Consider the following 21354-nt stretch of genomic DNA (forward strand, 5'->3'; position numbering starts at 1 on the left):
CATGGCCCGAAAACAGCTAAGCAGCTATGCGGTTTTTCAGAACCCGACGGACGGCTGCGACATCGTTTTTTATTACGAAGAGGGCGGTTCGGATTCGGTACAGGGCGTCAGTGCCGCCGAAGCCGCTTACGTGGTGGATCTGCTGCGGAACGAAAAACCGATGTCTTACGACCACGATCGCAAACGGCTATCCACGCTAATCGCCGAGCCTGTCGGGGAAGCGGAGGTCGCTCCAGATCTGGCGGCCTGGCTAACGGCGCATCCGGCCGTTGCCAACAGCATCGTCTGGGAGGATGCCGCGGGGGTGCACCCCTGGTCTTCCTGGACCGTCAACCAGCAAGGGCAGCTCCGGGACGCTTTCCACGAAGCCTGGAACCGGGGGTCCATTCCGGTGGCGGCAATCCCCGTCAACCAGCTAAGCGACGACGGTGGCGCAACGGTTTTGTCCGTTTCCGATGCCTGGGCCTACTTCAAAGCCAGCGTTGGCCACTCGCTGGCGGTCGAATACGGTCAACACCTGCCCTGGTCGCTGGTGGGCTACTCCCCCAATGAGCTGGCGCAACTGTTCGATAGCCGCGAACTGTTCGAGTGGACGGCCTCGCCCGCCGGGTATCAATTCAGGAGCCGCCACGGCCGGGTCATTCCCGCGCCACCCCGCTACAGTTACGAGTTTCTAGCCCGCGAAAACCTGATTGGGCCAAACCGCCTGGATACCATCAGCCGGGCGGTCGACTGGTGCCGGTTGAATCTGATTCATTTTACCGGCAGTTTCACGGCCGCCAACGCCGAAGCCCAGTGGCAATACCGGGGTTATCCGCCGATGGTGCGGGTTATCGAAGGAACACCAAGTACGTTGGAGCCCAGCGTTCGGATCATGCACCGGACGGCGGGGTGCTGGGGTACTACCGGTTTTCTGCGGGCGTTGCTGCGGGTTGTCAATATTCCGGTCAAACTGGTCAGCACTGCGGGCCACGCCCAGCCGTGGTTTATGGCCGATGGCCACTACCTGAGCCACGGCGACGATCCGTACTCCAGGTTGGTCAAGCAGGGCAACCCGCCGGTTCCGGCCGGGCAGTTGCTCATCAGCCAGACGCTGTTCGATCAGTGGTTTGGGTCGGCCGTTTCGGATCAGCAGAAAGACAACAACATTGGTCGGCGCCCGGTTGAACTGGCCCTGCTTTACCTGCCAACCTACCTGCTGAAGACCTATTGCAACGACAAGGCCGCCGGTAAAAGTCACGCAGGGGGTGCGGTTTTTGAGCTATTCTCGCGCTATTATACCGTTGCCGAACTGGAAGCCCTCACGTTATGGACCCGCATGGATACCCAAATTGCCCAACTGGGCGGTTGCGCACAAATCCCGGTCACTTAAATAAAAAACAAAACCGCTCGTCAGCGTTGGCTGACGAGCGGTTTCCGGTAATCAAATACGGTTTATTAGCGGGAAGTCTTCGCTCCTTTTTTCTTGCTTTTCTCCGCAGCCGGTGCAGCCGCTGGCGTTGCTGCCGCCGTCGATGCGCCTTCCTTCGCGGTTACTTCGCCCGTCAGAGTCAGGGGAATGGAAGCCCGTTCGCCGTTGCTCACTACCGTTACATTCTTGTTGAACGAACCCATCGCAGCCGCGTTATACGTTGCTTTCACGAACCCTTTCTGGCCCGGCAAAACCGCGCTTTTCGTCCAGTCGGGCGTGGTGCAACCACAGGAAGGCTGCGCGTTGGAAATGACGACGGGATCCGTACCGGTATTCGTGAATTCGAAGGTGTACGTAACCGGCGTTCCCTGCGGAACCTTGCCAAAGTCATGCGACTCTTTGGTGAATTTAATGACGCCTTTCTGAGCGAACGCAATCGTAGTTATTGCCAGAAAAACCACGATAAGTGAAAAAGCCTTTTTCATTTCTTTTTAAAAAATTTAGTTACAAACAAACGGGTAGACTACTTTACAATCCTATTAGAGCACAAAAGGTTTGCCAAATAAATGTTGGTCTGTGTTTCGCTTAACAAAGAAAGTCAAAAAATCGTTTTTTTGAAAGCTGCGAAACTTTATATTATTTTTACTCCGATCGCCGGAGTAACGTTGTTTGTTCAAAGATCGATTGGTTTCGGTATCTCACTGAAAGACAATCAAAACCGTTGAACAGGCAATTCATCGAGCAAACAAGAACCTCTAAAACTATGGCCGTTCTGTGATTGCAAACGAACAACTGAATACAACCGATACGCTGACGCAGGAAAAAATCCTGCAGGACTATCGACTGGCCTGTGAAAGCCGCCACGCCAGCCTGTTGGGCCGGCGCGAGGTAATGGGCGGACGAGCCAAGTTCGGCATCTTTGGCGACGGCAAGGAAATTGCCCAGCTGGCAGCCGCTCATGCCTTTAAAGCCGGTGACTTCCGTTCGGGCTACTACCGCGATCAAACTTTCGTAGTGGCCCTGGGCGAACTGACCTGGCAGGAGTTCTTTGCCCAGCTTTACGCCCACACCGACATCGAAGCCGATCCGAACTCGGGCGGTCGCCAGATGAACGGCCATTATGCCACCCGCTGGCTCGACGAAAACGGCTTGTGGCGCAACCAAACCGAACTTTTCAATTCAGTTGGTGATATTGCCCCGACGGCAGGCCAGATTCCAAGATCAATTGGGCTGGCCTACGCATCGCGGCTGTATCGTCAGAATCCTCATCTCCATCTTTTGACGACATTCTCGCAAAATGGTAACGAAATTATTTTCGGAACCATCGGCGACGCTTCGACCTCGCAGGGAATGTTTCTGGAAACGATGAATGCCGCGGGCGTTTTGCAGGTACCCCTACTGATGTCGGTCTGGGACGATGGCTACGGTATTTCAGTTCCGGTGGAATACCAGACGACCAAAGCCAGCATCTCGAAAGCCCTGGCCGGTTTTCAGCGGACGGAAACCGAAAAAGGGCTTGAAATTCTGACCGTGAAAGGCTGGGATTATCCGGGTCTGATCGAAACCTACCAGAAAGCCGCCCGCATCTGCCGGGAAGAACACGTTCCGGTTTTGGTTCACGTACAGGAAGTTACGCAGCCGCAGGGCCACTCGACCTCCGGTTCGCACGAGCGTTACAAAACCGGCGAACGGCTGGAATGGGAACGCCAGCATGATTGCAACCGCCAGTTCCGGCAGTGGATTCTAGAGAACGGTTACGCCAGCGATGACGAACTGGATGCCATCGAGCGGGAAGCCTCGAAGGTCACCAAGGCCGCCCGCCAGGAAGCCTGGAGTGCCTATCTGGCCTCGCTGAAAGGCGATTTTGACGAAGCCATGCAACTGCTGCAACAGGCCGCCGAAACCGCCCGGGAAGGAAAAGCGATTGCCAGCATCCGGGAACAGTTGAGAACCACCCATGTCCCCATTCGCCGGGATTCGGTGGCCGCCGTGAAGCGGGCGCTGCGGTATTTGCGAACCGACGATTCGGAAGCGAAACAGGGCCTGCTGGCGTGGCTGAACCGCACCAGCGCCGAAAATGAAGACCGGTACAGTTCGCACCTCTACAGCCAGTCGCCGGATTCGCCCCTGAAAGTGACGCCCGTGCCGGCCCGGTATACCGACGACAGCCCGCTGATCGACGGCTATCAATTGATGCAGCGCTACTTCGATAACCTGTTTGGCCGCGATCCGCGGGTGGTCGCCATGGGCGAAGATGTCGGTTTGATTGGCGACGTCAACCAGGGATTTGCCGGTTTGCAGGAAAAATACGGGGAACTACGCATCACCGATACCGGTATTCGCGAAACCACCATCATCGGACAGGGCATCGGCATGGCCATGCGCGGGCTAAAACCAATTGTGGAAATCCAGTATTTCGATTACGTTTTTTATGCGCTGGCGACGCTCACCGACGACCTCGCAACCTTGCACTACCGCACCAAAGGCGGTCAGAAAGCGCCCGTGATTATCCGGACGCGCGGCCACCGGCTGGAAGGCATCTGGCATTCGGGTTCGCCCCTGAGTGCGATGGTCAACAGCCTGCGTGGGCTGCACATCCTGGTGCCGCGCAACATGACCCAGGCTGCCGGTTTTTACAATACGCTCGTCAAGGGCGATGACCCGGCCCTGCTGATTGAGTGCCTGAACGGTTACCGGCTCAAAGAGCGCCTGCCGGAAAATCTGGATGAGTTCTGCCTGCCGCTCGGCGTTCCGGAAACCCTGCGCCCAGGTACCGACCTGACGATTGTGACCTACGGATCCATGTGCCGGATTGTGCTGGAAGCCGCCGACCAGCTTCAGGCCTTCGGGATTGAGGTTGAAATCATCGATGTGCAGACCTTGCTGCCGTTCGACCTGTCGCACTCCATTGTCGAATCCATCAAAAAAACCAACCGGGTTTTGTTTGCCGACGAAGACTGTCCGGGGGGTGGATCGGCGTACATGATGCAGCAGGTGGTTGAAACCCAGAATGCTTATCGCTACCTCGATTCGGCTCCGCGGACGCTCTCGGCCAAGGCCCACCGCCCGGCCTACGGTTCGGATGGCGATTATTTTTCCAAACCCAGCGTTGAGGATGTTTTTGATCTGGTTTACGAACTGATGAACGAAGCCGATCCGGCCCGGTTTCCAGGCTTGTATTAACGCAAAAACCGCCTTCGTCTATTCGTTTCAGAAAAACCGCCCACCCGAAACGACGAGTTGAATCGTCAGGCTGTCGTTAACGGTCACCTGCCGGACGGTTTTCGAACGTTCCCGGCACCGTTGTTTTCAGGCCGTTCAGCTTTCGTGTCGGTTGGCAGCGCAAAATGCGTCCGCTTTCGCCCACTTTCCTGTGGAGCCTTTGTTCATCACAAAAGGTAAAAGCTTTACGTTCCTTGAATGGCCCCGTTTGGGCCGGCAACGCCCATTTGGAGTCGATCAGAGCACACCCGTCCGATTGGTATTGGAAAAGATTCTGGCGCTCAGAAACTTTCTCCGCCCGCTTTCCGCTTATTTTTTACGGTGGGTATTACTTTTGTTACCAATGAGCCAATACTTCAAAGATATTCGGGAGGGCATCCAAACCACGCTGACGGGGCTGAAGCTGACGTTCCGGCACCTTTGGAACGCCCGCCAGAGCCGCAAACCGATCAATGTCCAGCAACCGGGTTATTTCGGACAGGATACGGGGATCGTCACGCTGCAATATCCGTTTGAGACGATTCCGCTGCCGGACAACAGCCGCTACCGCCTGCACAACGAAATGGACGACTGCATCGTCTGCGACAAATGCGCCAAAGTGTGTCCGGTCGATTGCATTACGATTGACGCGATCAAGGCGACGGAGGAAGTCGGCAAGGCGTCGGACGGCTCGCCCATTCGCCTGTATGCGGGCAAATTCGACATCGACATGGCCAAGTGCTGCTACTGCGGCCTTTGCACGACGGTTTGCCCCACCGAGTGCCTGACGATGACGAAAACCTACGATTACAGCGAGTTCGAGTTGGGCAACATGACGTACCATTACGCCAATCTCTCGCCCGATCAGGCGGATGAAAAGCGGAGGCTATACGAACAATTTGTCCGGGAAAAAGACGAGTTGAAGGCCCAACAGGCCGCGGCCAAAGCGGCTCCGGCCCCTATACCCGCAGCCGACGCGCCGAAAAAACCGGCGTTCCGGCCCGGCCTGAAACCGGCTCCGAAACCCGTCGGGCTGGAGAACGGGCCCGCCAGCGCGCCAGCCGCTCAGCAACCACCGGCAGAACCCGCCGAAGTCGTTCCGCCGGCGGAAACACCCGCCCCGAAACCGCGCCCGGTTTTCCGTCCAACCCTGAAAACACCGCCCAGCCCGCCAGCGGAAGAAGAAAAACCGCTGACGGAACAGAACTCCGCCGGGTCCGTTGCCGAGCATCCCCTCACGGACGTCACGCCCGACGAAGCGGAAAAAATTGCAATGGAAGGACGGGAAAAACCGGCCGCGTCCCCGGCTCCCCGGCCCGCGTTCCGGCCCAGCCTGCGGCCCAAAACCGCCCCTTCGACCGCCGAAGAACCCAAGCCGGCGGAAGCCCAACGCCCGGACGAACCTGCTGCGGACGAACCCGTAGCGCCAAAACCTGCTTTCCGACCCACGATGCGACCCAAACCAGGTTCGGCAACGGACGAAAACAGACCGGCGGAAGAATCCCCGGCTGCGGAAAAACCGGTCGCCGAGGAAGAAAAACCGGTTGTAGTCAAACCGGCTTTCCGGCCCACGATGCGGCCCAAAACCACCGCAGCGTCGGAACCAGCCGCCGTTGAAACACCGAAGCCCGTGGAGCCTCCGGTCTCGGAACAACCGACTCCCGAAGAACCAAAACCGGCTCCGGCCAAGCCCGCGTTCCGGCCCACGATGCGACCGAAATCATCGCCGGTTCCGAATGAGGAAGTGAAACCGGCGGAAGAAGCCCAACCCCTTGCGCCCCCTGTTGCCGAACAGCCGGCGATTGCGGAAAAACCGGCTCCCGAAGAATCAAAACCGGTCGCGGCCAAACCGGCTTTCCGGCCCACGATGCGGCCCAAAACCGCCCCGATTCCACCGGTAGAAGAGGCCCAACCGGCGGAACCCGTTGCGGAAAAACCGCCCAGCCCGGCCGAACCGGAAAAGGCTGGCGAAGAATCCCAACCGGATGAACCGCCGAAACCGCGCCCGGCGTTCCGGCCCACGATGCGGCCCAAAACACCGCCCCCAGGCGAATCCTAATCCGTTCTTAAAACCGTTCAATCCGTGGTTCAGGTCGTTTTTTATTTATTTATTGTTTTTACTCTCGGATCGGCCCTGGCGGTTTTGCTGACGAAGAACGTGTTGTATGCGGCTTTTTTTCTGCTCCTGACCTTGCTGGGTGTTGCCGGCTTATTCGTTCTGGCCGGCGCCGATTTTCTGGCGGTTTCCCAGATCATGATTTACGTCGGCGGGGTATTGGTCCTGATTATTTTCGGGGTGATGCTGACCCACAAGACGGATGTGGCCAAAACCGACTTTACGCAGCCCAACCACATTCTGACCCGCCACCGGAGCTGGTTGTGGGCCTTGCTGGTGGCCGGCGGCATTTTTAGCATTTTATACCGGGCGCTGGTCCGGGGCAATTTTGTGCTGCTGAATCAGGGCACACCGGCGTACCGCTCGACGGTCGATACGATTGGGCGCCAACTGATGACCGAGTTTTTGATTCCGTTCGAACTCACGGGCGTGCTGTTGCTGGTGACGCTGATTGGCGCCACAACAATTGCCGCTTCTTCACGCAATAAATAACCGTATGGAAATCAATTCCGGCCTGTTTCTGCTCGTTGGGGCTGCGTTGTTCAGCATTGGGCTGGCCATTGTGGTGCTGAAACGCCACGCCATCATGGTGCTGATGGGCATCGAACTGATGCTGAATGCCGTCAATCTGAATCTGGTTGCGTTTAGTCAAAATGATCCGGAACACCTGCAGGGCCAGTTATTCAGCCTGTTTGTCATGATTGTCGCAGCCGCCGAAGCCGCCATTGCACTGGCGATTATTTTGCAGGTTTACCGGCATTTCAAAACCGTTCAGCTCGACGAAATAAACGAGTTGAAGAAGTAAGTTAAAGTCCGTCGGTACTGGCTGCCGGCTCACCTGCAACAGGCACCTGACCGGTTTTTTTGATAGCGCCCATTCCGCCTTCGACATTGACAACGTTATCAAAACCGCGGGCTTTCAGAATCGAAGCGGCCACCATCGAGCGGTAGCCACCCGCGCAGTGCACAAAAACCGGCCTGGTTTTGTCGATTTCCGCCATGTGATCGTTTAAATTGTCCAGCGGCAGGTTGTCAGCATTCTGAACGTGCTCAGCCGCAAATTCATCGGGTTTGCGAACATCCACCACTTGCCCTTCCGTGTATTGACCGGCAAATTCCTCCGCCGACAGAGACGCGATGGCATCCACTTCTTTGCCGGCTTGTTGCCAGGCCGCAAAACCGCCTTCCAGAAAACCAATGCTGTGATCGTAACCCACGCGGGCCAGTCGCCGGACGGTTTCTTCTTCCTGACCGACGGGCGTGACCAGGGCAATGGGTTGTTTTAAATCCGGAATCAACGCGCCGACCCAGGGCGCAAACTGGCCGTTCAGACCAATGTTAATCGCGTTGGGAATAAAACCCGGTGCAAACTCCCCGGCCTGCCGTACATCGAGCACCAGCGCGCCGGTTTCGTTAACGGTCGCTTCAAAGTCTTCCGGCGAGAGGGCCTGCGCTCCGCGTTCCAGCACGTCGTCGATGGCTTCGTAGCCTTCCTTGTTTAAACGGGCGTTTTCGGCAAAATAAGCGGGGGCTTCCGTCAGCCCGTCGAGCACGACTTTGATAAACTCCTCTTTTGTTTGCGCCCGGAGCGCGTAATTAAACCGTTTCTGATTGCCCAGCAAATCCGTTGTTTCCTTGCTCATGTTTTTGCCGCAGGCCGACCCGGCCCCGTGCGCCGGATAGACGATCACTTCGTCTTCCAGCGGCATGATTTTCGTGTGCAGGCTGTCGTAGAGCATACCGGCCAGATCTTCCTCCGTCAGATCGCCCTTGATGGCCAGATCCGGGCGGCCCACGTCGCCAATGAAGAGCGTATCCCCGGTAAAAATAGCGCGGTTTTTCCCGGTTTCGTCCACCAGCAGATACGTCGTCGATTCGAGCGTGTGCCCGGGCGTGTGCAGCGCCTTGATGGTGATCCCGCCCAGCGTAAAGACTTCGCCATCTTTGGCGTGATGGGCGTCGAAACTGGTTGGGGAATTGGGGCCGTAAACAATGGTGGCCCCGGTTTTTTGGGCCAGATCCAGATGCCCGGAGACAAAGTCGGCGTGGAAGTGGGTTTCAAACACGTAGGCAATCCGGGCGCCGTTGCGTTCCGCCTTTTTCAGGTACGAATCGGTGTCCCGCAGGGGGTCGATTACCGCAGCTTCTCCCTCACTTTCAATGTAATAGGCTCCCTGGGCCAGACAACCCGTATACAATTGTTCGATGATCATGACTTGCTCAGTTCGTTAATTAGGATATAGGCCGCTACGATTAAAATCAGACTTGCGACACCGCGTTTCAACTGCGCGGGTGGCACAAACCGGGACAGGTAAATGCCCAGCCCCAGTCCGCCAACGGAAAAGGCCGTAAATTCGAGTAAAAACCGCCAGTCCAGCTCATTCCGGTCTAGATCACCCGAAAAACCGACGAACGAATTAACGGCAATAATGAAGGTCGAGGTGGCGACGGCCCGGCGCATCGGTAAACCCGCCAGCAACATCAGTATCGGCACAATCAGAAAACCGCCCCCGGCTCCGACGGTTCCGGTTAAAACGCCAACGCCCAGACCGTTCAGAGCCAGTAGACTCAACCGGGGCCGACCACCCTCCGGCGGCTCCTGACCCGGCTGTCGCAGCATCGCCAGCGCGGCTATGACCATGACAAAGGTAAAAAAATAGAGAATGGCTTCGTTTTTAGGCAAAACAAAAGAACCGTACTGCCAAAGCGGATCCGGCAGGGCCGGGACTAAAAACCGGCGGGTGACGAATACCGACAAAAACGCTGGGAGGGCAAAAGCCGCCGTTGCGCTGTAATCGATCTGCTTTTTAAAGGCGTATCCGACTGAGCCGACCAGCGAAGTGGCTCCCACAACGAACAGGGAGTACTGCGTTGCCAGCAAGGGCTGGAGCTGAAACAGGTACACCAAAACCGGCACGCTCAGGATGGAGCCGCACCCGCCCGCCAGCCCAATCACCAGGCCCACCATTCCTGCCGCTGCAAAGCCCGCTACTTCGTTCATACCTCCGGTTGGCTAGTTGCAAAGCTACTCGTGTAAAAATAAAAAACTCCTAAAACTCGGTAGAGTTTTAGGAGTTTTAGTTCCCTGATCAGGTCAAGCCAGCCCGTGTATCAGGAGCGGAGTTTGCTGTGGTAACGGCCGTAAACAAAATAAATAAGCAATCCGATCACCATCCAGACAATCAGACGGGTCCAGTTTTCCCAGCCCAGGCTCAGAATCATGGAAAGACACACAAGGGCACCCAACGGGCAGACAATCATGTACATCGGCGTTTTGAACGGACGAACAAGCTGCGGATCGGTTTTGCGCAGGATCATGATGCCGATGCAGACCAGAACAAACGCGAACAGGGTGCCGATGCTGGTCATATCACCAACGACACTATCCGGAATGAAGGCGGCAAAAATGGAAACGAACACAAAAAACAGCCACTGCGACCGAAACGGCGTTTTGTATTTCGGATGCAACTGGGAGAAAACCGCCGGTACCAGACCGTCTTTGCTCATGGTGTAGAACACGCGCGTCTGCCCCAGCAACATCACCAGAATCACGGAGGAAAAACCGGCCAGAATTGCCACGGTTACCAGGGAAGCCAGCCACTCGAAACCCGGCATGTAGTGGTTGATGGCGTACACCACCGATGCTTCGCCCCCGTGCCCGATGAAATCTTTGTAGGGTGCAATACCGGTTAATACGTGGGAGAACAGAATGTACAGGGCCGTGCAGATTCCCAGTGAAACCAGGATGCCGACCGGCATATCTTTCTGGGGATTTTTGGCTTCCTGCGCGGCTGTCGAAACCGCATCAAAACCGATGAACGCAAAAAAGACAATCCCCGCGCCCCGAAGAACGCCCAGCCAGCCGTGGTTGAGCGGATCGGCGTAGTTGTGGACCTGGCCGGTGCTCAGCGTAGCGGTTCCGGCATCGGCCGGAATCAGGTAGGGAACGTGGTTGGCCGGATTGATGTATTTCCAGGCCAGCGCAATGATCAGCAGGACAATGCTTACTTTGACAATCACAATAATGTTATTGAAAGAAGCCGACTCCTGTGTACCCCGGATCAGTAACAAACTCAGCATCAGGAGAATAAAAACGGCGGGCAGGTTGATGAGACCGTGCACTCCGGCTTCTCCGGTGTACATGCCCAGCCCGTCGCTGATTTGAAAAGGAGAGTGACACCATCGATAGGGTATGTGAAACCCGAAAAAATCGTAGAAAAGGGCATTCAGGTATTGCGACCAGCCAATCGAAACCGTGGCCGCTCCCAGGGCATATTCCAGCACCAGATCCCAGCCAATGATCCAGGCGACGAACTCGCCCATGGTGGTATAACTGTAGGTATAGGCACTTCCGGCAATTGGAATCATCGACGCAAATTCGGCATAACACAAACCGGCCAGCGCACAGGCAAAAGCCGCAATGGCGAACGAAATGGTAACGCCCGGCCCGGCATGGCCACCGGCCGCAGCTGCCGTCCGCACGAATAACCCGGCTCCAATGATGGCTCCAATTCCCAGCGCGACCAGGTTCGTTGCGTTCAGCGTCCGTTTCAGACCACCGCCTTCATGGCCGATCGGGTCCAAACTTCCGGGTTCGGCCGCCGTTTCTTCCATGAGCTTCGAGATCGATTTCTTCGCCCAAAGTTGATTTGTCGCTGGTGTTGATGCTTTGGTAGACTCCATATAGAACCGAATAAAATTTTTCGAAATAAATGTTTTGCAAAATAACGCTTTTGTAGCCTTAGTCAATACCGGAAAACGGAAAATAAAAAAGGGATAAAGATCATTAAGTCTTTATCCCTTTTCCGTCTGGAACCCTTACGCCTTGGAGCGGGCGGCTTTTCCGGTTACCGCTACTTCCGGGGTAGCGGCTGCTTCGTTGAGCTGATCCCGGCTGAGGGAATCGACCACAATCGGCGTTGCCACAAACAGGGACGAATACGTACCGACAATAACCCCGATCAACATTGCGAACGAGAATCCGCGAATGGTTTCACCACCGAAGATGAACAGGACGATCAGCACCAGCATCGTCGAAAGACCGGTTACGGCGGTTCGGCTCAGCGTGCTGTTCAGGGCGTTGTTGATGATCACGGCAATGCTTTCTTTCCGGCCTTTCGTATCCCGCAGGTACTCACGAACGCGGTCGAAAACGACCACGGTATCGTTCATCGAGTACCCCATGATGGTCAGCAAAGCACCGATAAACGCCTGATCAATGTCCAGCGAGAATGGCAGAAAACCGTTACCAATCGAGAAAATAGCCAGAATGATCAGAACGTCGTGGAACAGGGCCACCACCGCTCCGTAGCCGAAAGCCAGCTTTTTGAAGCGAATCAGGATATACCCGAATACCACCGCAACGGCCAGCAGAATCGACCAGAGCGCGGAGTAGATCAGGTCGTTGGCAATGGCCGGGCCGACTTTCTGCGAGCTTTCGATGCGGCCTTTGTTGCCCTGAATTTTAGCAACACCGGCGAGTAGTTTCGACTCGGTTTCTTTATCCGATTCCGGGGTGGTGGCATCCGCCAGGTAGCTGGTGGTTACCCGAACCTGATTGGCACCGCCTACGCCGGTTCCGCCGTAGGTTTTTACTTCGAGCGAACCCGGCAGTTCGTTTTCGAGTGCGTTCCGGACATCATCCGTGGTCACATTTTTCTCGAACCGCACCACATACGACCGGCCCCCTTTGAAGTCAACGCCCAGACCGAATCCTTTGAAAATGACGGAAATGATCCCCAGGGCAATGATGGTCGATGAAATCGTGTAATACAGTTTCCGGCGCGATACGAAATCGAAGGCGGAGTCTTTGAACAGGTTCTTCGACCAGCTGGTCCCGAACGCCAGCGTTTTGCCGTTTTTCACGTATTGCTCCAGGATAATCCGGGTGACAAAGATGGCGGCAAACAGCGAGGTCAGGATACCGATTACGAGCGTGGTGGCAAAACCGAGGATCAGACCCGTTCCGAAGATGAACAGAATCACGCCGGTCAGCAGCGTTGTTACGTTGGAGTCGATGATGGACGAATACGCATTGGTAAAACCGTCGGCAATGGCCTGCTTGAAGGGCTTGCCCAGCGCCAGTTCTTCTTTGATCCGCTCAAAAATCAAGACGTTCGCATCGACGGCCATACCGATCGTCAACACGATACCGGCAATACCGGGCATGGTCAAAACCGCCCCCAGCGAAGCCATGATCCCCAGCAGGAAGAACAGGTTGACAAACAGGGCGATGTCGGCAATAAAACCGGCTTTGCCGTAGTAGGCAACCACAAAAATCAACACAATGACCAAGCCAACCAGGGACGAAATGACCCCCGCCGAAACCGCTTCGGAACCCAGCGTAGCACCCACCACCGCTTCTTCGACGATGTTCGTCGGAGCGGGCAGTTTACCGGCTTTCAGGATGTTGGACATGTCCTTGGTTTCATCCACGGTGAAGTTACCCGAAATGCTGGAGCTCCCGTTCGGAATCTCGTTCTGGACCGTTGGCGCCGTATACACCAGGTTATCCAGGATGATGGCAACCGGGCGGTTGATGTTAGCCGCCGTCAACGTCCGCCATTTGCGGGCGCCTTCGGCGTTCATCCGCATGGTCACTTCCGGACGGCCCCGGTCGTCGTAGTCGTTCGTGGCATCCACAATCACATCGCCTTCCAGCGGTGCTTTGCCCGCCGGTTTCCGGATGAAATACAGCGGCAGGATTTCCTTGTTGTCGTTGGTCACGATGGCTTTGCGATCCCACAACAAAACCGCATCAACCGGGAACAGCGCTTTCACGTTCGCCCGGCTCAGAATGTCGTTGGCACGGGCCGTATCTTTCAGGTAAACGCCCAGCTGGTTTTGCGAAATGGGCACGAACAGGCTCGTCAGCGCGGCATTCTGGGCGGCTGTTGCCGAGGTATCGGTTTTGGCCGTATCTCCCTTGGCCGGCTGATTCTTCTGCGCCAGCTGCGACGCCAGGGAGTTGTCTTTTTTCGTCGTATCCGTAGAGGCCGAAGCGGTGGTTCCGCCCGCTTTCTGGGCAACCGCCTGTTTGCGTTCCGCTTCGATCTGCACCAGGTAAGCACCGAGCTGGTCCAGTCCACCGGCAACATCGCTCAGCGTGTAGACTTCGGCAAATTCCAGTTTGGCGGCTCCGGACAGCAGCCGACGCACGCGCTCCGGATTGTCAACCCCCGGCAATTCGATCAGAATTCGGCCCGAACCCGGCAACCGCTGAATGTTCGGATTGGCAACGCCAAATTTATCGACCCGCGCCTGAATGATCTGGAACGCCCGGCTGATGGAACCGTCTACTTCTTCGTTGATCAGCTTCCGGACTTCGGCGTCCGACGACTGGAAGTTGATCTTGCCCCGGTTGGCGCTGTTGGCAAAAATCGTCGCCAGCTTGGTGTTGGGAGCGGCATCTTTGTAGGCATTGATAAACAGATCCACAAATTTCGACTGGCTCGATTTCTGGTCTTCGGTAGCTTTCTTCAGCGCCTGCTCGAACTTCGGATCACGGGTGCCCCCGGCCAGACCGCGCAGAATCTCGGCGGGTGATACTTCCAGCACAACGTGCATCCCGCCCTGTAAGTCGAGACCCAGACCCAATTCGCGGGCCGTTACTTCCTCCAGCGTGTTGCCCAGATAAACCGGCTCTTTCCAGAGCGAGTCCATGTAATGCTGTTTTTTGTCAAAATCGACATTCCCGTTTGCCAGGGTAGCGTAGCTTGTCGCGTCATTTTTGATGCTGTTCGACACGAACGTAAACGACAGGTAGTAAACGCACAACAGCGCAATTACACCCGTCAGAATGAGTATTCCGACTCGGTTTTGCATTCTAATTAAGAATAAAGAGAAAAGATGTAAGACACTAGAAAATTGAGGAAAAGGAAGTGTGAGCGGAAGCAGGAAACTAAAACCGTCCGATGGCCGGTTTTTGGTTTTTCTCCCTGGGCGGGCTTCTCACTTCAAAAAACAGCGATCAGGGCGCATTAATAGCGATGTGATGCCCGAATACGTAGCAGAAAAACGAAAAATAAAAATACGGTATTTCAAAAAAGCGGGGAATAACCGTCTGTTTCAGGACAAAAAACAGGACGGGTGGCGGCAGCAGATAAACCGTTTGCGAAAATCCGAACGTCAGCGCGGGCGTTACGACCGCATCAAACGAAGTAGCCTGTACCGTGGCTTCCGGCGTGTTACCGGTTTTTTTCTCGTTTTTCGGCGTTTGAACAGTTTGCTTGGCCGGCAGTTGTTCAACACACAGCCACGACGGACCGCCCGACGCCACCAGCAGCAGCAAGCCGGTCAGAAACAGGCTCGTTAAACGAATAAAGTCCGTACGCTGTTGTTGCTTCATAAAGAAGGTTAAAAATCGGTTCGTCGGAACGAGGGCAACAAATTTCGCAATTGTTCCGCAAGAAAGCAAATCGGTTTTTTTAAGGCATTTTTCAAGAAGTCCACTAACTTTCGCCGAAATAAGTAGACATGATCTTACAGGAATTCATTCAACTGGCCCTGGCCGAAGATGTGGGCGACGGCGACCACACCTCCCTTTCGACGATTCCGGCGGATGCGCAGCGACGCGCCCGCTTGCTGGTGAAGCAGGACGGTATTCTGGCGGGGGTGGAAGTGGCCGAAGCGGTTTTTCGGGAAGTTGACCCGGATTTGGAAGTCCACGTCAATATTCAGGACGGCATGGCCATTCATTACGGTGACATCGTGCTGACGGTTAGCGGCCGGGCGCAGTCGATTCTGAAAGCGGAACGACTGGTGCTGAACTGCATGCAGCGCATGAGCGGGATTGCGACCCATACGCGGACGATGGTGAACCTGCTGGAAGGCACCAAAGCCAAACTGCTGGACACGCGCAAAACAACGCCCAACTTCCGGGTTTGCGAAAAAATGGCGGTCAAAATCGGCGGAGCGGTCAACCACCGGTTTGGCCTGTTCGACATGATTCTGATCAAAGACAACCACATCGACTACGCGGGTGGCATCGAAGCGGCCGTCACCAAAGCCGTTGCGTATCTGAAAACGACGGGCCGGAAATTACCGATTGAGGTGGAGGTGCGGAATCAGCGGGAAGTGGAAGACGTGCTGCGGCTGGGCCAGGTGGACCGGATGTTGCTCGACAATTTTGAACCGGACGAACTGAGAAAAATGGTCGAACTGATCGACGGGCGCATCGTGACGGAAGCCTCGGGGGGCATCAACGACGCCAACCTGCGGGCCTACGCCGAAACCGGCGTCGATTATATTTCATCGGGCGCGCTGACTCATCAGGTTAAAAGTCTGGACATGAGCCTGAAAGCGTATTAGGTTATGAAAACGTTTGGTGAACGGCAGCAAGATGCGTTACGCTATTGCCGGGAAGTTATTTTGAACCATCTCGACACCACCCGGTTTGGCGTTTTTCTGTTTGGGAGCCAGGCATCCGGAAAAGCGCGTCGTCGTTCCGATATCGACATCGGAATTATTGGTCCTGAACCCGTTAGTCCAACTTTATTAAGTCAATTGCAGGACATTTTTGACGAAAGTGATTTGCTGTATCCCGTTGATTTGGTAGATTTTTTTCAAATTCGGGATCCAGATTTTAAACGTATTGCTTCAAATTCTGTACAATGGTGGAACAACCCAGCGAACCTCTCCGCAGAAAAATTGATGAATTAATACGCGCCGTTGACGGCTTTGAAAAGGTGTTGCAGTACGACTACAGCGGCCGAGATGCCATCGAGCTGGATATTTATAAAAATGCCTGCATTCACAAGTTTGAGTATTGTACCGAATTAGGCTGGAAAACCGTGAAGCAGATCCTGGACGAGCTGGGTGGAGAGTCACCTAAGGCCCCCAAATTGGTCTATCGGCATTACTTTCTGAATTTGTTCAGAGATGACGGATGCTCTTTTTCAAACGATCAACGACCGAAATCTGCTGAGTCATGTTTATAAAGAATCGGTGTTTGATGACGTCTATGAGCGATTACCCGTACATCTTTCCACGCTCAAACAACTGGTCACATTGGTTCAAAAAACGCTTGGCGAATAATTTTTGCGCAAATTTGTTTACTCACTATGGCAACGATTCCACTTACGTTAGAGGAAGAAATTCGGCAGATCGGCTACATCAGCCGCTCGACACCGAAAGATAAACAGGTATTAATGGACGAAATCCGGCGGATGAAGAAAGAGAAAAACGCCGTGATTCTGGCCCATTACTACGTTGACGGTGACATCCAGGACCTGGCCGATTACATCGGCGACAGCCTGGGTTTGTCGCAGCAGGCAGCCGCTACCGACGCCGAGATCATTGTGTTTTGCGGGGTGCATTTCATGGGTGAAACCGCCAAGATTCTCTCGCCGGACAAGAAAGTGATCATTCCGGATATGAACGCCGGCTGTTCGCTGGCCGATTCGGCCCCGGCCGACGAGTTTGCGGCTTTCAAGGCGCAACACCCGGATCACATCGTGATCAGTTACATCAATTGCTCGGCGGAAATCAAGGCGCTGTCGGACATTATCTGTACGTCGTCCAATGCCGTCAAGATCGTCGAAAGCCTGCCGAAAGACCAGAAGATTATTTTCGCACCGGATGCCAACCTGGGTCGGTTTGTGGCCAAAAAAACCGGTCGGGATCTTGTTTTGTGGGATGGCGCCTGCATTGTCCACATTGACATTTCGCAGGAAAAACTGATGGCCCTGCGGCAGAAATACTCGGCGGCCAAGTTCATCGCCCACCCCGAATGCCAGGAACACATTCTGAGCCAGGCCGACTTCGTGGGCTCGACGACGGCCCTGCTGAAATACGTGGTGGAGCAGCCCGACGACGTGTTCATTGTCGGCACAGAAGCCGGTATTTTGCACAAAATGAAGCAGGCCGTTCCGAACAAGAAGATCATTCCGGCCCCGGCCAGCGAAAACAACACCTGCGCCTGTTCGGAGTGTCCATACATGAAAATGAATACGCTCGAAAAGCTGTACAACACGTTGTATTACGAAAAACCGGAGATTTTTGTCCCGGAAGAGATCCGCGTGAAAGCCGAAGCCTCGGTGTTGCGGATGCTGGAAATGAGTAAGGGATTGTAATGAAAACGTTATGGAGCTGACCGTACAAGTTGGGTTTGAGGAGTTACTTCAAGCCGTTAAAAAGCTTTCTCCGGTAGAAAAACAGGCTTTGCAAGCCGTTTTAGCTACAGAAGTATCATCCGAATTATCGGGATCAACCAAAGAAAGAAAATTCGGCACGATGAAAGGCCTTGTCACCTACATGGCTGATGATTTTGACGCCCCTTTGGATGATTTTAAGGATTACAGGTAAACTGATCTATGACGTACTTACTGGATACGCATGTTCTTCTTTGGTTGCTTGAAAAGGAATCATTAATTCCTGCTAAAACCCTTTCTGATTTGCAGAAACCGGGTAATCAGCTCCTTGTAAGTATTGTCAGTATTTGGGAAATAGGCATCAAACAAAGTCTGGGAAAGATTTCATTAACCCGTTCGCTACAGGATGTTGTCAATGAGTTGCCCGGTTTGGCGATTGATTTGATGCCCATTTTACCCAGCCATATTATCGAACTCACTAAATTGCCTTTTCATCACCATGACCCGTTTGACCGTCTTCTGATCGCTCAGGCAATCGTAGAAGATGCAACGGTCGTCAGCAAAGATGCTTATTTTCCATTGTACACCCTTTCTGTACAGTGGCAGTAATACTCTTTACCTCCTATGCCCCAACACTTCGATTTCCTCGTCATCGGTTCCGGCATTGCCGGGCTGAGTTACGCCACCAAACTGGCGATTCATTTTGAAGAAACCGGCCACCCCGTCCGCATTGCCGTCATTACGAAAGTTCGGGCCGACGAAACCAACACCAAGTATGCACAGGGCGGAATTGCCGCCGTGTGGGCCGAGGAAGATTCCTTCGAAAAACACATCGAGGACACGATGATTGCGGGCGACTTTCTGAGCAAACGCGAGGTGGTCGAAATTGTGGTGCGGGAAGCCCCTGACCGGATTCGCGAACTGATCGACTACGGCACCCGGTTTGACAAGGAAGACGACGGCGACTACGACCTGGCGCGGGAAGGCGGCCATTCCGACCACCGGATTCTGCATTTCAAGGACATCACCGGGGCCGAAATCGAGCGGGCATTGCTCGAAAAAGCGCAGTCGCTGTCCGCCATCGAGATTTTTACGCACTACTACGCCGTCGATCTGATCACCCGGCACCACCTCGGCGAAACCGTCCACCGCTACGATACCGATAACCGCTGCTTCGGCGCCTACGTGCTGGATACGCAAACCGGGCGCGTGGAGATGTTCCTGGCCAAAACGACCCTGCTGGCGACGGGCGGCATCGGAAATGTCTACCAAAGCACCACGAACCCGACCATCGCGACGGGCGACGGCATTGCGATGGCCTACCGCGCCAAGTCGATCTGTAAGGACATGGAATTCATCCAGTTCCACCCAACGGCCCTGTACGAACCGGGCAAAAAACCGAGTTTTCTGATTTCGGAAGCCGTACGCGGTTTTGGCGGTATTTTGAAGACGATCAAGGGCGAGACGTTCATGGAAAACTACGACTCGCGCCTGTCGCTGGCTCCGCGCGACATTGTGGCCCGCGCCATCGACTCCGAAATGAAAAAATCCGGGGATCCGCACGTTTACCTGGACGTGACGCACCTCGATTTTGAAAAATTCGTGGAACACTTCCCCAACATTACGGCTTATTGCCGCGACAATTTGGGCATTGATATTCGGAAAGATTACATTCCCGTCGTTCCGGCGCAGCATTACCTCTGCGGGGGCATCAAGGTAAACGAATACGGGCAGACAAACATTAATTTCCTGTATGCCGCCGGCGAATGTTCCTGCACGGGCTTACACGGCGCGAACCGGCTGGCTTCCAATTCCTTACTTGAAGCTGTGGTTTTTGGCCACCGGGCGTATCTGAAAACCGTCGAGAACGTTGCGCAAGCCGCCATTCCCGAAAACCTGCCGGAATGGAACGACGCCGGAACAACGCACCCCGAAGAGCTGGTTCTCGTGACCGAAATGCAGCGTGAACTGGAATCGATTATGTCGAATTACGTGGGCATTGTCCGGACGAACCGCCGGATGAAGCGGGCAATGGACCGGCTGGAACTCATCTATCTGGAACACGAAGAACTGTACCGGCAGTCGAAAGTGTCGAACCGGATTTGTGAACTCCGCAACATGATCGAAGTGGCGTATCTGGTGATCAAAGCCGCCATGGCCCGGCACGATAACCGAGGTTTGCACTATAACCAGGATATTGAGAAAGAAACCGCCTAAACGTCCACTTCGCCGGTTTCGGCTTCCGGTTCGGCATTGGACGGATGACCGTGCAGCACTTCGAGTAACTCTTTGACCTGATACACGGACTTGTTGTAGCGGTTTCCGAGCAGAATGATTACAAAATCATCTTTCGGACTGAACCAGAACAGGCTGTTGTAGCCTTTCCACCAACCCGTGTGGTAGATGTATTCCGGCTGGTTCTGGTTATTGACGTACATCCGAAAACCGTATCCGTAATTTTTGGTACCCTTCCGCTCAAAACTCCGGGGCAGGAACGCTTCGGCCAGCAGCGTTTTCCGGAGCAGACAGTCGCCGTTCAGGGCGCGGTACCACTTGAACAAATCGCCGACGGTGGAGTAGATCCCCTTGTCTCCCACCACGTTGTCGTAATAATCTTTCGGAATCCGGCGGTTCCACTGGTAGCCCGCCGTCCGGTACTGGTTGATGGAATCGTTGCGGGTCGTAGACACCCAGGTGTTTCTCATGCCCAGCGGCTCGAAAATGTTTTTCTTGGCAAACTGGTCGAACGACATTCCCGTAACTTTTTCGATAATGGCCGCCAGCACGCAGTAATTGGTGTTGCTGTAGCTGAACGTCCGGCCCGGAATGTTATAGCGCTGGGGCGTTGGGTGCACGTTGGCAAACCAGTACATGATTTCGGTATTGCTCGGATACGGTTTTTCAAACTTGTAAAAATTGATCCGCATACTGTCTTCAAACGCGTAGGCGTAGTTGGGTAAACCGCTCCGGTGCGATAGCAGATTTTCGACCGAAATACCGTGGTAGGGAAAATCCGGGAAGAATTTTTGAACCGTATCTTTCAGACTCAGTTTGCCGGCTTCGATCAGTTTGAGTGTGGCAACGGCCGTAAACGTTTTGGAAAGGGACGCCAGTTGAAACTTGGAGTTTTCGTTGAGCGAGTCGCGGGAGGAACGTTCGAGGTGCGCCAGTCCAAACGAATTTTTGTAGAGAATGACGCCTTTCTGGGCAATCAGCACGTTGCCATTGAAACCCGCCCGAACTTTTCCCCGGATGATGGCTTCAATTTGCTGAATTTTGGCGTCGGCGTTAATCTGCTGGCGGATGGTCCGTTCCTCGGCCGCCGATAATTTCTGTTCTTCGGCGCAATTGGACATCGCGTTCGCCGAACGCTTTAATTTTTTGTCTTCACTCGAATCGCACCCGACAATGATCAAAATGGCAACAATTCCTGCCCAAATCCCCGAAACTCTCATTCCTTTACGTTGATTGCACTGATACTGTTTACGGCTCCTGCAAACAAAAATACATTTTTTATAACGACCGCAAAGGCTTTT

General features: G+C 54.5%; 19 protein-coding genes. 12 read left to right on the forward strand and 7 right to left on the reverse strand.

The window, feature by feature from the left end:
* Position 1 precedes the first annotated feature (1 nt).
* The gene (locus ACYVHX_RS07780; protein WP_460671070.1) at positions 2–1372 is read left to right on the forward strand and encodes a hypothetical protein; all 1371 of its coding nucleotides are present in this window, start codon (positions 2–4) and stop codon (positions 1370–1372) included.
* 65 nt (positions 1373–1437) lie between these two features.
* On the opposite strand, the gene ACYVHX_RS07785 is transcribed toward ACYVHX_RS07780, so the two are convergent.
* A complete protein-coding gene (locus ACYVHX_RS07785; RefSeq protein WP_460671071.1) occupies positions 1438–1896 on the reverse strand; it encodes a DUF1573 domain-containing protein in 459 nt (152 codons plus the stop codon).
* A gap of 289 nt (positions 1897–2185) precedes the next feature.
* Here ACYVHX_RS07785 and ACYVHX_RS07790 point away from each other — a divergent pair, with 289 nt between their 5' ends.
* From ACYVHX_RS07790 to nuoK, 4 genes are all read left to right on the forward strand, one after another.
* The gene (locus ACYVHX_RS07790; RefSeq protein WP_460671072.1) at positions 2186–4594 is read left to right on the forward strand and encodes an alpha-ketoacid dehydrogenase subunit alpha/beta; all 2409 of its coding nucleotides are present in this window, start codon (positions 2186–2188) and stop codon (positions 4592–4594) included.
* A 382-nt stretch (positions 4595–4976) separates the two neighbouring features.
* Positions 4977–6671 carry a 4Fe-4S dicluster domain-containing protein gene (locus ACYVHX_RS07795; RefSeq protein WP_460671073.1) on the forward strand — a complete coding sequence of 565 codons (1695 nt, stop codon included), beginning with the start codon at positions 4977–4979 and terminating at the stop codon, positions 6669–6671.
* 24 nt (positions 6672–6695) lie between these two features.
* Complete coding sequence (locus ACYVHX_RS07800; RefSeq protein WP_460671074.1) at positions 6696–7220, forward strand: NADH-quinone oxidoreductase subunit J family protein; 525 nt, start codon at positions 6696–6698, stop codon at positions 7218–7220.
* 4 nt (positions 7221–7224) lie between these two features.
* Positions 7225–7533: an NADH-quinone oxidoreductase subunit NuoK gene (gene nuoK / locus ACYVHX_RS07805; RefSeq protein ID WP_460671075.1), complete on the forward strand. Its 309-nt coding sequence runs from the start codon at positions 7225–7227 to the stop codon at positions 7531–7533.
* A 1-nt stretch (position 7534) separates the two neighbouring features.
* On the opposite strand, the gene ACYVHX_RS07810 is transcribed toward nuoK, so the two are convergent.
* The 5 genes from ACYVHX_RS07810 to ACYVHX_RS07830 form a co-directional block, all read right to left on the reverse strand.
* Entirely contained in the window at positions 7535–8941 is a 1407-nt protein-coding gene (locus ACYVHX_RS07810) for an MBL fold metallo-hydrolase (RefSeq protein WP_460671076.1), read from the reverse strand.
* Complete coding sequence (locus ACYVHX_RS07815) at positions 8938–9729, reverse strand: sulfite exporter TauE/SafE family protein (protein ID WP_460671077.1); 792 nt, start codon at positions 9727–9729, stop codon at positions 8938–8940. Before ACYVHX_RS07815 ends, ACYVHX_RS07810 begins: the two co-directional genes overlap by 4 nt.
* A gap of 110 nt (positions 9730–9839) precedes the next feature.
* Entirely contained in the window at positions 9840–11342 is a 1503-nt protein-coding gene (locus ACYVHX_RS07820) for an amino acid permease (protein WP_460671078.1), read from the reverse strand.
* Positions 11343–11546: 204 nt separating this feature from the next.
* Entirely contained in the window at positions 11547–14552 is a 3006-nt protein-coding gene (gene secDF / locus ACYVHX_RS07825; protein ID WP_460671079.1) for a protein translocase subunit SecDF, read from the reverse strand.
* 145 nt (positions 14553–14697) lie between these two features.
* Positions 14698–15075: a hypothetical protein gene (locus ACYVHX_RS07830; protein ID WP_460671080.1), complete on the reverse strand. Its 378-nt coding sequence runs from the start codon at positions 15073–15075 to the stop codon at positions 14698–14700.
* A 128-nt stretch (positions 15076–15203) separates the two neighbouring features.
* On the opposite strand from ACYVHX_RS07830, the gene nadC reads away from it, so the two are divergent.
* From nadC to nadB, 7 genes are all read left to right on the forward strand, one after another.
* Positions 15204–16037, forward strand: coding sequence for a carboxylating nicotinate-nucleotide diphosphorylase (nadC, locus tag ACYVHX_RS07835; protein ID WP_460671081.1), 834 nt, complete (start codon positions 15204–15206; stop codon positions 16035–16037).
* 3 nt (positions 16038–16040) lie between these two features.
* Complete coding sequence (locus ACYVHX_RS07840) at positions 16041–16388, forward strand: nucleotidyltransferase domain-containing protein (protein ID WP_460671082.1); 348 nt, start codon at positions 16041–16043, stop codon at positions 16386–16388.
* Positions 16340–16666, forward strand: a complete 327-nt coding sequence (locus ACYVHX_RS07845; protein ID WP_460671083.1) for a nucleotidyltransferase substrate binding protein — start codon at positions 16340–16342, stop codon at positions 16664–16666. Before ACYVHX_RS07840 ends, ACYVHX_RS07845 begins: the two co-directional genes overlap by 49 nt.
* Before the next feature lie 123 nt (positions 16667–16789).
* Positions 16790–17800 (forward strand): quinolinate synthase NadA, encoded by a 1011-nt coding sequence (nadA, locus tag ACYVHX_RS07850; RefSeq protein ID WP_460671084.1) that lies wholly within the window; start codon positions 16790–16792, stop codon positions 17798–17800.
* A gap of 10 nt (positions 17801–17810) precedes the next feature.
* Complete coding sequence (locus tag ACYVHX_RS07855) at positions 17811–18032, forward strand: DUF2281 domain-containing protein (RefSeq protein ID WP_460671085.1); 222 nt, start codon at positions 17811–17813, stop codon at positions 18030–18032.
* 8 nt (positions 18033–18040) lie between these two features.
* The gene (locus ACYVHX_RS07860; protein WP_460671086.1) at positions 18041–18427 is read left to right on the forward strand and encodes a type II toxin-antitoxin system VapC family toxin; all 387 of its coding nucleotides are present in this window, start codon (positions 18041–18043) and stop codon (positions 18425–18427) included.
* A gap of 15 nt (positions 18428–18442) precedes the next feature.
* The gene (nadB, locus tag ACYVHX_RS07865) at positions 18443–20035 is read left to right on the forward strand and encodes an L-aspartate oxidase (protein WP_460671087.1); all 1593 of its coding nucleotides are present in this window, start codon (positions 18443–18445) and stop codon (positions 20033–20035) included.
* Here the strand turns inward: nadB and ACYVHX_RS07870 are convergent.
* On the reverse strand, positions 20032–21174 hold the full coding sequence (locus tag ACYVHX_RS07870; protein ID WP_460671088.1) for a serine hydrolase domain-containing protein: 1143 nt from the start codon (positions 21172–21174) through the stop codon (positions 20032–20034). The two genes, nadB and ACYVHX_RS07870, sit on opposite strands and share 4 nt — an antisense overlap.
* Positions 21175–21354: the final 180 nt, after the last annotated feature.

The sequence above is a fragment of the Larkinella ripae genome (assembly GCF_054780775.1).

Coding starts and splice junctions, on each gene's coding strand:
- nadA (WP_460671084.1), top strand. CDS start 16,790: ATGGCAACGATTCCACTTACGTTAGAGGAAGAAATTCGGCAGATCGGC.
- nuoK (WP_460671075.1), top strand. CDS start 7,225: ATGGAAATCAATTCCGGCCTGTTTCTGCTCGTTGGGGCTGCGTTGTTC.
- ACYVHX_RS07860 (WP_460671086.1), top strand. CDS start 18,041: ATGACGTACTTACTGGATACGCATGTTCTTCTTTGGTTGCTTGAAAAG.
- nadC (WP_460671081.1), top strand. CDS start 15,204: ATGATCTTACAGGAATTCATTCAACTGGCCCTGGCCGAAGATGTGGGC.
- ACYVHX_RS07870 (WP_460671088.1), bottom strand. CDS start 21,174: ATGTCCAATTGCGCCGAAGAACAGAAATTATCGGCGGCCGAGGAACGG.
- ACYVHX_RS07820 (WP_460671078.1), bottom strand. CDS start 11,342: ATGGAAGAAACGGCGGCCGAACCCGGAAGTTTGGACCCGATCGGCCAT.
- ACYVHX_RS07780 (WP_460671070.1), top strand. CDS start 2: ATGGCCCGAAAACAGCTAAGCAGCTATGCGGTTTTTCAGAACCCGACG.
- ACYVHX_RS07815 (WP_460671077.1), bottom strand. CDS start 9,729: ATGAACGAAGTAGCGGGCTTTGCAGCGGCAGGAATGGTGGGCCTGGTG.
- ACYVHX_RS07830 (WP_460671080.1), bottom strand. CDS start 15,075: ATGAAGCAACAACAGCGTACGGACTTTATTCGTTTAACGAGCCTGTTT.
- ACYVHX_RS07785 (WP_460671071.1), bottom strand. CDS start 1,896: ATGAAAAAGGCTTTTTCACTTATCGTGGTTTTTCTGGCAATAACTACG.
- secDF (WP_460671079.1), bottom strand. CDS start 14,552: ATGCAAAACCGAGTCGGAATACTCATTCTGACGGGTGTAATTGCGCTG.
- nadB (WP_460671087.1), top strand. CDS start 18,443: ATGCCCCAACACTTCGATTTCCTCGTCATCGGTTCCGGCATTGCCGGG.
- ACYVHX_RS07845 (WP_460671083.1), top strand. CDS start 16,340: ATGGTGGAACAACCCAGCGAACCTCTCCGCAGAAAAATTGATGAATTA.
- ACYVHX_RS07855 (WP_460671085.1), top strand. CDS start 17,811: ATGGAGCTGACCGTACAAGTTGGGTTTGAGGAGTTACTTCAAGCCGTT.
- ACYVHX_RS07795 (WP_460671073.1), top strand. CDS start 4,977: ATGAGCCAATACTTCAAAGATATTCGGGAGGGCATCCAAACCACGCTG.
- ACYVHX_RS07840 (WP_460671082.1), top strand. CDS start 16,041: ATGAAAACGTTTGGTGAACGGCAGCAAGATGCGTTACGCTATTGCCGG.
- ACYVHX_RS07810 (WP_460671076.1), bottom strand. CDS start 8,941: ATGATCATCGAACAATTGTATACGGGTTGTCTGGCCCAGGGAGCCTAT.